General features: G+C 72.0%; 11 protein-coding genes and 1 other RNA gene. 7 read left to right on the forward strand and 5 right to left on the reverse strand.

Annotated elements, in window-relative coordinates; translation table 11 throughout:
* Positions 1-230 precede the first annotated feature (230 nt).
* From ACI79P_RS09010 to ACI79P_RS09025, 4 genes are all read left to right on the forward strand, one after another.
* A complete protein-coding gene (locus ACI79P_RS09010; RefSeq protein WP_456580701.1) occupies positions 231-1,070 on the forward strand; it encodes a hypothetical protein in 840 nt (279 codons plus the stop codon).
* 200 nt (positions 1,071-1,270) lie between these two features.
* The gene (locus ACI79P_RS09015) at positions 1,271-2,284 is read left to right on the forward strand and encodes a hypothetical protein (RefSeq protein ID WP_456580702.1); all 1,014 of its coding nucleotides are present in this window, start codon (positions 1,271-1,273) and stop codon (positions 2,282-2,284) included.
* Positions 2,281-3,915, forward strand: a complete 1,635-nt coding sequence (locus ACI79P_RS09020) for a hypothetical protein (RefSeq protein ID WP_456580703.1) — start codon at positions 2,281-2,283, stop codon at positions 3,913-3,915. The genes ACI79P_RS09015 and ACI79P_RS09020 overlap by 4 nt, the downstream gene beginning before the upstream one ends.
* Before the next feature lie 13 nt (positions 3,916-3,928).
* The gene (locus ACI79P_RS09025) at positions 3,929-4,339 is read left to right on the forward strand and encodes a hypothetical protein (RefSeq protein WP_456580704.1); all 411 of its coding nucleotides are present in this window, start codon (positions 3,929-3,931) and stop codon (positions 4,337-4,339) included.
* Between the two features lie 502 nt (positions 4,340-4,841).
* On the opposite strand, the gene ACI79P_RS09030 is transcribed toward ACI79P_RS09025, so the two are convergent.
* Positions 4,842-5,165 (reverse strand): hypothetical protein, encoded by a 324-nt coding sequence (locus ACI79P_RS09030; protein ID WP_456580705.1) that lies wholly within the window; start codon positions 5,163-5,165, stop codon positions 4,842-4,844.
* Between the two features lie 148 nt (positions 5,166-5,313).
* Between ACI79P_RS09030 and ACI79P_RS09035 the strand changes: the two genes are divergently transcribed.
* Positions 5,314-5,673, forward strand: a complete 360-nt coding sequence (locus ACI79P_RS09035; RefSeq protein ID WP_456580706.1) for a hypothetical protein — start codon at positions 5,314-5,316, stop codon at positions 5,671-5,673.
* A gap of 169 nt (positions 5,674-5,842) precedes the next feature.
* Here the strand turns inward: ACI79P_RS09035 and ssrA are convergent.
* Positions 5,843-6,217, reverse strand: a transfer-messenger RNA (tmRNA) gene (gene ssrA, locus ACI79P_RS09040).
* Between the two features lie 98 nt (positions 6,218-6,315).
* Between ssrA and ACI79P_RS09045 the strand changes: the two genes are divergently transcribed.
* Both ACI79P_RS09045 and ACI79P_RS09050 read left to right on the forward strand, forming a co-directional pair.
* Complete coding sequence (locus tag ACI79P_RS09045) at positions 6,316-7,056, forward strand: sulfotransferase-like domain-containing protein (protein ID WP_456580707.1); 741 nt, start codon at positions 6,316-6,318, stop codon at positions 7,054-7,056.
* 4 nt (positions 7,057-7,060) lie between these two features.
* Entirely contained in the window at positions 7,061-7,960 is a 900-nt protein-coding gene (locus ACI79P_RS09050) for an aminotransferase class IV (RefSeq protein WP_456580708.1), read from the forward strand.
* Between the two features lie 65 nt (positions 7,961-8,025).
* On the opposite strand, the gene ACI79P_RS09055 is transcribed toward ACI79P_RS09050, so the two are convergent.
* The 3 genes from ACI79P_RS09055 to ACI79P_RS09065 all read right to left on the reverse strand — a co-directional run bounded on the left by ACI79P_RS09055 (position 8,026) and on the right by ACI79P_RS09065 (position 12,077).
* Positions 8,026-9,177 carry a magnesium and cobalt transport protein CorA gene (locus ACI79P_RS09055; protein ID WP_456580709.1) on the reverse strand — a complete coding sequence of 384 codons (1,152 nt, stop codon included), beginning with the start codon at positions 9,175-9,177 and terminating at the stop codon, positions 8,026-8,028.
* A gap of 279 nt (positions 9,178-9,456) precedes the next feature.
* Positions 9,457-11,106, reverse strand: a complete 1,650-nt coding sequence (locus ACI79P_RS09060) for an SLC13 family permease (RefSeq protein ID WP_456580710.1) — start codon at positions 11,104-11,106, stop codon at positions 9,457-9,459.
* A gap of 92 nt (positions 11,107-11,198) precedes the next feature.
* Positions 11,199-12,077 carry an SCO6745 family protein gene (locus ACI79P_RS09065; protein WP_456580711.1) on the reverse strand — a complete coding sequence of 293 codons (879 nt, stop codon included), beginning with the start codon at positions 12,075-12,077 and terminating at the stop codon, positions 11,199-11,201.
* Between the last annotated feature and the right edge of the window lie 5 nt (positions 12,078-12,082).

The following is a 12,082-nucleotide window of genomic DNA, read 5'->3' on the forward strand; positions in this document are numbered from 1 at the left end:
CGAACCCGGCGAGTCGACCCCCCCCCCCCCCCCCCCCCCCCCCCCCCCCCCCCCCCCCCCCCCCCCCCCCCCCCCCCCCCCCCCCCCCCCCCCCCCCCCCCCCCCCCCCCCACGCTGCTGTCCGGACACCCCTGCCGTGCCGCTCACGGACGATTGACGTTCTGCCTCCTGCTCGGACCGTGCCCAGTGCCCGGCCGCATCCCCGCGGCCCTTTGCCCTGGAGCTCGACCGTGTTCAACCTGCCCGCCCACCTGGCCGCGAAGCTGTCCCCGGAGGTCGCCGCCTACATCCCCACGTTCGTCCCGCAGCGGCTGCTCACCAGCCAGCAGTGGGCGCGCTGCTGCGAGGAGGTGTGGACCTCCTGCGCGGCCACGGAGCCGCCGTCGCGGGAGGACGCCAAGACGCAGATGAGCATTACCTGCGCGTTCCTCGCCTTCACCGACAAGGTCGTCGGTTCGGTCGACCTCGCCGAGGTGCTCACCGAGGACCTGGTCAACCGGTTCCTGATCGACAGCGACGGCAAGGTGAGCCACAAGACGCGGCAGAACCGCCGCGGCCAGCTGGGTCGCGCACTCAAGGCCGCCGCCGGCGACGCGCCGCGCGTCGTCCACGGGCCGGGCCGTGCCGGCCCGCAGTCGTACACGGCGGCCGAGCTGGACAAGCTGGCCGCAACGGCGTTCGGCTGCGCACCGCTGGCGGCAGCGCTGGCCCGCGGCCTCGGCGCGGGGCTCGTGGTGCCCGCCGCGATCGGCACGCCGCCGCCTGACACGGAGACGCTGCGCGCCGTCGCCGACGCCCTGCGGATGGACGACCGGTGGACCGCGCTCGTGTCCCCGCGGGAGTTCAGCCAGGAGGAGTGGGCGCGCGCCCGCGCGGCAGCGCAGGACGCCGGCGTCACGCTGACCGCCGCCCGGCTCCGTGCCACGTGGGTCGCCATGCAGCTGTCCACGCCGCGACCGCTCGCGCAGATCGCCCAGTCGTGCGGCCTGACCCGCGCCGACCTGGAGAACGCCGCCGGGCACCTTCCCGCGGTCGATGCCGAGCAGGCTCGGCGGCTGCTGCGCGGCTGAACGATCCACCACGGCGTCAGGGCCGGCCCGAGACCACGTCTCGGACCGGCCCTGACGCGTCTGTGACCTCCTACTTCAGGCCTTTCCGCCGGTGATTGCCGCCGACGCGAACCCCCGCACGGTCCTGAGCCGCCGCCCCTCCCGGAGCGGCCGCCGCCCCGCCCGGGGGCGGTCGCCCACCGAGGCATCGGAGACCGTCCATGTCCCCCCGCAAGATCAGCGCCGCCGAGGTCCGGCGGCTGCGCGCCCAGCGCGCCGCCGAGCGCGCCGCCGGCCCGGCGCCCCTGCCGGCCGAGTTCACCACCTGGCTGAGCGCCACTTACCGACCGCAGGACGACACCCTGCGCCGGCTGTGGCCGGCCCCGCTTCTGTCCTTCTGCGAGCAGACGCTGCTGCTGTCGCAGATCCGCGGCGACGAGGCGCTGCGCAAGCACGTCACCCACCTGGCCCACTACGGCGCCTGGCGCCACCAGCGCGGCCTGACCCTCGACCCGCGCGACGCGATAAACCGTCACGACGTCGACGAGTACGCCCGCACCGGCATGCCCGCCTGCAGCGAGAAGAGCCGTTCGGACCGCCGCTCCCGGCTGCGGGTCATCAGCGACCACCTCAACCCCGAGCAGGCCCCGCACAAGGGCGTCGTCATCCCCCGCGAGGCGATCAAGCCGCCGTACAGGAACGGCGAGATGCAGGCGCTGATCCGGGTCATCCAGGTCCAGCCCACCGAGGAGCTGGTGCGGCGGCTGTGCCTGTGCGTCGGCCTCGGCGCCGGCGCCGGAATCGACAGCCCCGACCTGAAGCTGCTCGACACCACCTGCGTCACCGACCACGGCGACGACGGCATCCGCATCCAGGTGCCCGGCCCGCACGCCCGCGAGGTGTGGGTGCTGCGCGACTACGAGCAGCTGGTCCGCCGCGGCCTGCAGGGCCTGCGCGACGGGCAGCCGCTGATCGGCCGGGTCAAGACCCGCCGCAACGTCGCCGCCGCCGTCTACGCCGACGCCGTCCTGCTCGGCTCGCTGCCGAAGCTCGAGCAGTCCCGGCTGCGCACCACCTGGCTGGCCACGCTGATGACCCGCCCCGTGCCGCTGGCAGTCATCCTCACCGCCGCCGGGCTGAAGAGCACCCGCACCCTGTTCGACCTGCTCCCCCACCTCGACACCAGCACCGCTACCGCCGGCGCAGTGGCGCTGCGCGACGGGGGTGCCCAGTGAGCGCCACCGACGTCGCGGCGACCATCACCGCCATCGAGCACGCCACCTGGATCGTCGACCACGCCTACATGCCGCAGCGCCCGCACGTGGACGACAACGGCGTCGTCACCCCGGTCGAGGACCCGGCCCCGCCTCGGCTGGCCGTGGAGGTCATCGAGGAGAAGATCCGCCCGGACAAGCGCGGGGTGAAGCGCCAGGGCCTGACGGTACGGCTGTTCATGATCCTGCTCTTCGTCGCCGCAGGTCATGGCCGCGTTCAGGTCAAGGACCTGCTCACGCTGGCGCTGTCCGGCCTTCCGCTGCAGATGCAGCGCGATCTAGGGATCCAGTACTGGACGAGCCGGCACGGCAAGCCGGAGCTGCGCACACTGACCGCCAAGCAGCTGTACACGCTGATCGACAACATCCGCGAGCACCTCGACGTCGACCCCGAGCTCGCGCTCACCGACGACGAGGTCGCCGAACGGCTCGCCCTGCTCGACGACATCAAGGACGCGTTCCTCTACGCCACCCACGTCCTGCCCCTCACCGGTACCTCGGTGGCCATCGACGAGAGCGGTGTGTGGTCGTGGATCAAGGGCGGCCGGAAGCCGGAGAACCTGCCGCTCGTCGACCCGAACGATGAGGACGCCAACCTCGCCGCCGAGGAGCGCGCCAAGCTGGAGAAGACGATCGGCGCGGCGCTCAAGCACGACCCCGACGCCGACGAGGACGACGTGCGCAATGAGGCCATCAACGCCGTCCCTGCCGCCGGCGCCGACGAGCCGGCCGACGTCGACGAGGACGACCCCGACTTCGTCCCCGACACCCGCACGGGTATGGATACGGCCGGCGACTCCGCCGCCGCGGAGGAATCGACCCGCAACGGCCACGAGGAGGACAAGACGCCGAAGAAGAAGCTCGGCAAGCGCTGCTGGTTCGCCGCGTGGGGCGTCAAGACGCACAAGACCGGCAAGCGCGCCTCGTTCTTCGGCTACTCGCTGCACGCCCTGGTCCGCGTGCCCGCCGTCGGCCGTGGCAAGAAGGCGAGCAAGGCCGAGCGCTACCGCGAGCCCAACCTGATCGAGGAGTTCGCCATCACCGCCCCGGCCGAGGACATCGTCGAGCCCAGCCTGGCGCTGGTGAAGAAGCGCATCGCCCGCGGCGCACCGGTCGAGGACCTGCTCGGCGACCGCCACTACAGCTACAAGAAGTGGGAGCGCTGGGCCCGCGCGCTCTGGCAGCTCAAGGTCCGCCCCGTGCTCGACCTGCGGGAGAACGACCACCGCCCGGTCGACTACGAGGGCGCGGTCATCCTCGCCGGCACCCCGCACTGCCAGCCGCCGCAGCACCTGTGGAAGCTGCCCCGCCCCGGCAAGGGCGCTGCGAAGAAGGAGTTCGACGTCCACGACGAGGCCATCGCCGAGCGGCGGCAGTACGCCCTCAAGCGGCACAAGACCGCCTGGTCGGGCAACGGCCGCGGCCCCGGCGGCGACAGCACCACCCGCTGGCTCTGCCCCGCCGCGGCCGGCACCGCCGGGTGCCCCCCGCATCGACGACAGCGTCGAGATCGCCCGCGAGAAGGGCCTGCCGATCATCACCCCGCCCGCCACGGAGCTGAGGTTCTGCTCCGGCAACCCGGTCACCGTTGAGGCCGGCGCGCACATGAAGTACCACCAGGAGGAGTACTGGGGCAGCCCCGAGTGGCTGCTGTCCTGGAACCGGCGCACCTACGTCGAGGGCGTCTTCGGCAACATGAAGAACTACGCCACCGGCAACATCCACCGGGGCTACATGCAGTTCACCGGCCGCGCCCTGGTCACGCTCGGCCTCACCGCCGCCGTCGTCGCCTACAACCTGCGCGAGCTGGAGAACTGGCACGCCCGGGCCAGCAAGCACTGCCCGGACAACCAGCTGCTCCGCCTCTACGCGCAGCACCCGCTGCACGAGCCGACGAGCTGGGTGCACGGCTTCACCATGCTCACGGCGGCGGAGCGCGCGCAGTGGGAGGGCCACTGGCTGGCGGAGATCAGCGGCTCCAACAGCGAGGACGCCGACCTGCCCGCCGCGGCGTAGGAGCACCACCACGATGAGGGGCCCGACCATCCGGTCGGGCCCCACATCGTCTTGACGGCACAGCCGGAGAGCGCCACGCAGACGCACAAAGGGCCCGGTCTTCAGGCGCCGAGCTGGACGCAGGTCGAGCACCGGGGGGTCACGTCGTCATGCGCCCAGGAGGACTCGCCATCCGGTAGCTCCGAGAGGGGGCTTCCGCAGAGTGCGACGAACCACGAGTCCGGGTGGACCGCGTGTCCGGTGATCCGTGGCCCGGACGTAGGCCCGGGCAGGTCGAGGCTGTGCGAGAAGGTCAGGGCCACGCCGGTCAGCAGCTGTCGGTTCCGGGTGTGGTTCACGGTGATCTCCGTTCTCGGGGTTCGAACGGGCGCACCGTAGGGAGCTCACTGCTCTTACGTCGCGTCCTCAGCTTGTGCCAGGAACGCGCCGACTCCCAGACCGAGAACGTCCGTCGGCAACGCGTCGATGGCTACTGGTCCCACGCGGGTGTCGGATCCTCGACTCAGCTCGCTACCTCCAGCAGAACGCGAGCAACATCCCGCAACCGCCCGTAGTACGCGCTCTCGTGCTGATCATCGAGGAGCGGCAGGACGCCATCGAGGTCATGTGCGAGGTCTCGTAGCAGGGCGAGCCTGCCCCGGTCGAGCGGACCGCTGCCGTGAAGCCACGTGTCGACACAGCCGGCGACGTCGGCGTCGAGCATGACCATGTCGACGCCCGCGAGTTCTTCACCACGCAGTCGAGCGGGGAAGGGATCACGCAGGTGGTGCTCCCACAGCTGGGACACCAGCGCTCGAGGGTCGTCCGGGCCGGGGGCAGCAGTCACGCCGCGATGGTGCCCCACGCCGGCCGCCGCGCTGGCCAACGCGGCGTCATGGGGGCAGATGGAGCAGCGCGGGGTTCCGTGCCGGCGTGGTCACCGCCGGTACCGTCCGACTGCACTGCGGGCCCGAGACGGAGGTGGCGAGCTACCGATGAGGATCTACGCGTTCGAGGGGCCGCACGAGGTCTACGCCTCCGAATCGCTGGCCGCTGCCGAGGGCTACTTCGAGGCGATCGACGTCGAGAACGACGAGTACGTCTTCTTCGGCGACGACGGCACCGTCATCAGTCCGTCGGTCCGCGACCAGCGGGTGGTGCTGACGCCCACCGACGAGAAGAGGCCGGAGGAGCTGCGGGAGCGGCTGCGGACCTTCCTGGTTCAGCCGCGGGTGGCGATGGACCCGGCGCTCGCGGAGGACCCTGCGTCGCTCGCGGACCTGCTGATCGAACAGGAGCACGCCCGGCGGTGGCCGCGGTGGCCTGGCTGGCTGCGCTTCCGCCGGTCGGGCTGACCCGTCACGGCGCCGGCCTACGCCAACCGAGAGCCAGAGGCTCGGGCACAGACGCACGTGGGGCCCGGTCAGATGACCGGGCCCTACGTGGTGAAACGGGGGTTGACCTGGGCTTCTCCCTGATCACCGGATTCGGGGAAACGAATCAGGCTTTTCGGGGAGAACCCCCTGGTGGAGGTGGCGGGAATCGAACCCGCGTCCTTCGACGCATATCCAGGGCTTCTCCGAGCGCAGTCCGCTACTGCCTCTGCTCGACCCCATCGATCTCGCGGACAAGTCGATGTGACGGGCCCAGTCGCTGTGAGATGTCCCGTGAACGCCCGCGACCGGCGTTCACGGTGAGTCATCTAGCTGATGCCAGGATCCGGGCCGATGACGAACCCGGGCTGACAGAGTCGCCTCGCTACTTAGGCAGCGAGGGCGAACTCGCGCTGACTGGAGTCGGCGCTTGTGTTGTTTCCAACGCGTGGTTAACGAGCTCATCGTTGGCTTCCTCGGCTCGCTTCCCCTGGACACCCGACCGAAGTCGAGACCAATCACCCCCTGTGTAGTTGTACGACCAGGGTAACGGCAGGTGGCCGCGGTGTGTTCCCCCAGGAGGACGACGCGCTGACCGGCCCCTCGTCGGGCACGATGCCGTGCATGACGGGTGCGGACCGGACGCCGACGACGCCGGTGCGCATCGCGATGTGGTCGGGGCCCCGCACCCTGTCGACGGCGACGATGCGCGCCTGGGAGAACCGCCCCGACACCGTCGTCGTCGACGAGCCGCTGTACGCCTACTACCTCGCTGCGACCGGCCTGGACCACCCGGGCCGCGACGAGGTGGTCGCCAGCCAGCCGACCGACTGGCGCACCGTCGTCCGCACGCTGACCGAGGGCGACCTTCCCGACGGCGCCACGATCTCCTATCAGAAGCACATGACCCACCACGTGCTCCCCGAGGTCGAGCTCGACGCCTTCGCCGGGCTGCGGCACGCCTTCCTGATCCGCGACCCGCGCCGGCTGCTGGCCTCCTACGCCCGGGTGCGCGAGCGCCCCACGCTGGCCGACCTCGGCCTCGCCCAGCAGGTCGCGCTGCACCGGCGCTTCGGCGGACCGGTCGTGGACTCCGACGACCTGCTGCGCGACCCGCGCGGCGTGCTCACCGCCCTCTGCTCGGCGCTGGAGGTCCCGTTCGACGAGCGGATGCTCTCCTGGCGGCCCGGCCCGCGGGACAGCGACGGGGTGTGGGCGCCGCACTGGTACGCGAGCGTCGAGGCGTCCACCGGCTTCGGCCCGTACCGCGACTCCCCCGTCGAGCTGCCCGGGTCGCTGGCCGGTCTCGCCGCCGAGTGCCTCCCCTACTACGACGAGCTGGCCGAGAACCGGCTGAGGAGCTGACCCCGTGCTGCAGCAGTTCGACGAGCGCAACCGCGACCTGGTGGTCAACGTGAACGGCCGGCTGGCCCACCGCGACGAGGCCGGCGTCAGCCCGTTCGACTCCGTCGTGCAGGGCGGGGACGCGGTGTGGGAGGGGTTGCGCCTCTACCGCGGCCGCATCTTCGCGCTCGAGGAGCACCTGGCCCGGCTCCGACGCTCGGCGCAGGCGCTGGCCTTCACCGACATCCCGGACGACGCGGCGGTCGTCGAGCAGATCCGCGCCACGCTGGCCGCCAACGGCATGACCGACGGCGTGCACATCCGGCTCACCCTGACCCGCGGCGTCAAGGTGACCAGCGGCATGGACCCGCGGCTCAACCGGAGCGGCCCGACGCTCATCGTGCTCGCCGAGCACAAGCCGCCGGTCTACGACACCGGCGGCATCACGTTGATCACGTCGAGCGTCCGCCGGCCCACCCCCGACGTGCTCGACCCGAAGATCCACCACAACAACCTGCTCACCTCGATCCTCGCCAAGATCGAGGCCAACGTCGCCGGCGCCGACGACGCGCTGATGCTGGACGCGCGCGGCTTCGTCGCCGAGACCAACGCGACGCACGTCTTCTTCGCGGCCGACGGCGTGCTCCGCACCCCGACGACCGGCGCGTGCCCCGAGGGCATCACCCGCGCCACCGTGCTGCGGCTGGCCGCCGAGGCCGACCTCCCCACCGAGGTCGGCGACTTCTCGACGACCCAGCTCTACGCGGCCGACGAGGTGTTCGTCACCGGCACGATGGGCGAGCTCACGCCCGTCCTCGCCGTCGACGGCCGGCGCATCGGCACTGGGGAGCCGGGCGCCCTGACGCGGCAGCTGTCGGCCGCCTACGGGGAGCTGACCGCCGGCAGCGGCACCCTGGTGACCTGACGGAACGGCTGCCCCGCTGCAGGGTCCCGCCGCGAGCCTGCGAGTGGCGGGGGGCAGCGGGGTCCTCAAATCCAGTCGCGGCGCTTGAAGACCAGGTAGAGCGTCAGGCTGACGCCGACCATGAGCAGCAGCGCGAACGGGTAGCCCCACACCTCGTCGAGTTCGGGCATGTGGTCGAAGTTCATGCCGTAGACCGTGCCGACCAGCGTGGGCGCGAACAGGATGGCGGCCCAGGCCGAGATCTTCTTGACCTCCTCGCCCTGCGCGATCGAGGCCTCGGTGAGCTCGCGGATCTCGTCGTTCTGCCGCTGCGCCACCAGGGTCGCGTTCACGGTGAGGATGTCGCGCAGCTGCAGCCGGAAGCCCTCCACGCGCTCGTTGACCTGGATGACGTGGTCGGCGACGTCGCGCAGGTAGCTGCGCAGCTCCTCGTCGACGCCGTACTTGTCGAACCCCGCGGTGAGCGCGGCGATGATGCCGCTCAGCGGCTGGGCCGCCCGCTGGAACTCCAGCACCTCCTGGGAGAGCTCGTAGATGCGCCGGGAGACGCCGGGGTCCCCGCCGAACACCTGCGTCTCGATCTCGTCGATGTCGTTGGCCAGCCCGTCGACCACCGGCCGGTACCCGTCGACGACGGCGTCCAGGGTCGCGTACAGCACCGACTCGCTGCCCTTGGCCAGCAGCTCCGGGTCGCTCTCCAGCCGGCGCCGGACCCGGGACAGGTCGGGCGACTCGCTGTGCCGCACGGTGATCGCGAAGTCCTGCCCGAGGAACAGGTGCAGCTCCCCGAACTCGACCTCCTCGGCGGCGTCCAGGTACCGCGCGGCCTTGAGGACGACGAACACCGTGCTGCCGTACCGCTCGAACTTCGGCCGCTGGTGGGCCTTGATCGCGTCCTCGACGGCCAGCTCCGGCAGGTCGAACAGCTCCGCGAGGGTCCCCAGCTCGCCCGGGCCCGGCCGGTAGAGCCCGAGCCAGGCCAGGCGCCCCTCCCCGTGGAGGAGCTCCTCCCGGCTGTCGGCAGGAGAGTCCGGCGTCGCCACGCGGCGCCCCTCGGAGTACACGGCGTTGTCCACGATCCGCGACGGCACGGCCGGGGCGTCGGAGAGCACCGCGGACGCCGTGGCGCCACTCGGTGGCTGCGCCGGTCCGGGCCGGGCGGGACGGCGGGTCAGCGTGGTCAGGGCGGTCAGCGGCGCAAGTCGGCGCTCGGTCATGACGGGCTCCCGGGGCGAGGGACGGCGAGGGCGACAGGTGCTCGCGCAAGCGGCGAGGCGCTGAACGGCCACCCTTCAGGGGCCCGCGGCGAGCCTGCGAGGCGTGGGGGGAAGGGTGGTCCTTCTACTGGGGATCGGTACTGGGAGGTTCGCTGCGCACAACGTCCCCCCTCCCGGTCCGGGCTGCCCTCGCCCGTGCGTTCTCGGCCGTCGACCATCGTCCCACGTCCGGCGCCGATCGCCGGACGTGCGATCGCCCACACGGGTGAGCCCGTGGCGTCAGCCCACCGCACCCAGGACGAGGTCGACCAGCAGCGGGAGCAGCAGCACGATGAGGATCGCGCCCAGGACGTCGAAGGAGATGCCGGACCGGATCATCTTGGTGATCGGCACGACGCCGGAGCCGTAGACGATCGCGTTCTGCGGCGTCGACACCGGGAGCATGAACCCGAACGACGCCGCGAAGGTCGCCGCCAGCGCCGGCACGAACGGGTTGATGCCCGCGGCCACGGCCACCGGGATGATGATCGGCACCACGACGGCGGCCGACGCCGTGTTCGACGTCGTCTCGCTGATGATGATCGCCAGGATCACCGCGAAGACGGTGATCGCGATCGTGCTGGTGAGGCCCAGGCCGTCGGCGGAGGCCTGGCCGATCGTCTCGGCCAGCCCGGTGCTCGCCAGCAGCGAGCCGAAGATGATGCCGGTGCCGAACAGCAGGATCGTGCCCCAGTCGATGGTGGCGGCGTCGCTCCAGTTGAGCGTGAACTCCCGGCGCTTCCAGTCCGTGGGCAGCAGGAACAGCAGCGAGGCCCCGAGGACGGCGACGATCCCCTCGTCCAGGCGGTCGCTGATCGTCGCGTACAGGTCGGACTCGGTCCCGGCGGTCAGCGCGATGACGCCGGGGAAGATCCACAGCGCCACGGTGACGCCGAAGGCGATGAGCGTGTTCCGCTCGGCGCCGGAGAAGGGGCCGAGCTCGCCCCGCTCCTTCTGCACGTACTCGTGCACGCCCTCGATCCGCTTGATCTCCGGCTTGTTGACCAGCAGCAGCACGATGACGAGCGCGACGAACATCAGCGCGCAGATCGGCAGCGCCATGAGCATCCAGTCGAGGAAGCCGATGCGCTCGCCGGTCGCCTCCTCGATGAGGCCGCGGCCGATCAGGTTCGGCGGGCTGCCGACGGGGGTGAGCAGGCCGCCGACGCCGGCGCCGTAGGCCAGCATCAGCATCAGCGCGACGCCGACCCGCAGGCGCAGCGGGTCGAAGTCGGGCTTCACCAGCTCCTTGTCCTGCAGCAGCTTGGCGATGACCGACAGGATGCCGATGGCGGTGGGCAGCAGCATCGCGACGGTCGCGGTGTTGGACACGAACGCCGAGAGCACCGCGGTGATGAACCCGAAGGCGATGATCACGCGCGCGGTGGAGGCGCCGACCCACGTCAGCGACAGGATGAACATCGCGAACCGCCGCGCGACCCCGTGCTTGAGCATGGCCGCGGCGAGGATGAACGCGCCGATGAAGGTGAAGACCGTCGTCGACCCGAACGGCGCCAGCGCGTCGTCGGCCGGCACCACACCGAGCACCGCGATCGCGCCGACGCCGATGAGGCCGCCGATCGGGATCGGGACCGGTTCGGTGATCCACAGGACGATGACGCCGAGCAGGATCGCGGCCAGCAGGTGCTGGTCGCGGGGCAGGTCGATCGGCACCAGCGCGAAGACGAGGGTGACCAGCGGCGCGAGGAAGAGGCCGACGGTGCGGCGGCCCTTCTCGAACCGCTCCTCGGCCGGGCTGAGCTGCTGCTCGCCCAGGCTGCGGTACGTCGCGCTGCCGCGGAACGCAGCGTCCACGTCGGTCCGCTGCCACCCGGGCCCGCCGTGCGCGGCGGCCTGGACGCCACCCTGCTCGCGCTCGGTCGCGGTCATGGCGCCTCCCTCGGGGCTGGACCCGGCCACGACCTTAGGAGCACTCCCCACGGCCCACCAGTCGCCCGCTCGCGGCGCCTGCCGGGGCCGGGTCAGCGGCCGAAGACCCCCTGGCCGAACGCGCCGTTGGCGGTCAGGACGCGGGACATCCCCTTGCCCAGCTCGACGACCCGGGCGGTCTTCTCCGCCCCCAGCTGCAGCCACGGATCGGCGGCGAGCGCGTCGGTCCGCACCTCGATGCGGGCGCGCAGTTCCTCGCCCTCCTCGGTCAGACCCGCGTCGTCGAGCAGCCCCCGGTCGGCCAGCGCCGCGCACGCGGCGTCCCACTGCTCGTCGCTCCACCCGCGGGTCGCCTTGGCCGCGGGGACGGTGAACCCCCGGCCGGTCGCGCAGTGGGTGATCAGCGCCTCGAGCCCGGTCAGCCCGGCGTGCACCAGGACGGCGACGTGCCCGTCACCGCGGTGCTCGCGCAGCAGGGTCGTGCCGTGCCACAGCGCCAGCAGCGGCTCGTCGGGCCACGGCAGGTCGGCGTGCCCGGCGTAGAGCGGCCGGCCTTCCGCGCTCAGCCCCGCGCTCGCCTCGCGCAGCAGCCCGGCCAGCTCCTCCACCTCCGGGGACCCCACGATCTCCTCGCCCAGCAGCCGGGTCAGCGACGCCCGCGCCGCCTCCAGGCGGGCGGCGACCACCTGCTCGGGCGTGGCGAGCGTCCAGGCGCGCGGGATCATGTGCGCCACCAGCGACGGCGCGAAGTTGTAGAAGGTCGCCGTCACGACGCCGGCGCCGACGGCGCCCATGGCGGCCGACCGGCCGGCGAAGTACACCATCCGCCCCGGCCGCAGCCCGAGGGCAGCGAGGTACTCGTCCTGCTCGGGCGCGAAGTACAGGTGCGAGTGCAGCGGGTCGATCGCGCGGTGGGCGCGGCCGACGAGGGCGGGGTCGAAGACGGGCTCGGCTCGATCGGCGCTGACCATGGGCG

It is taken from the genome of Blastococcus sp. SYSU DS0510, assembly GCF_054050835.1.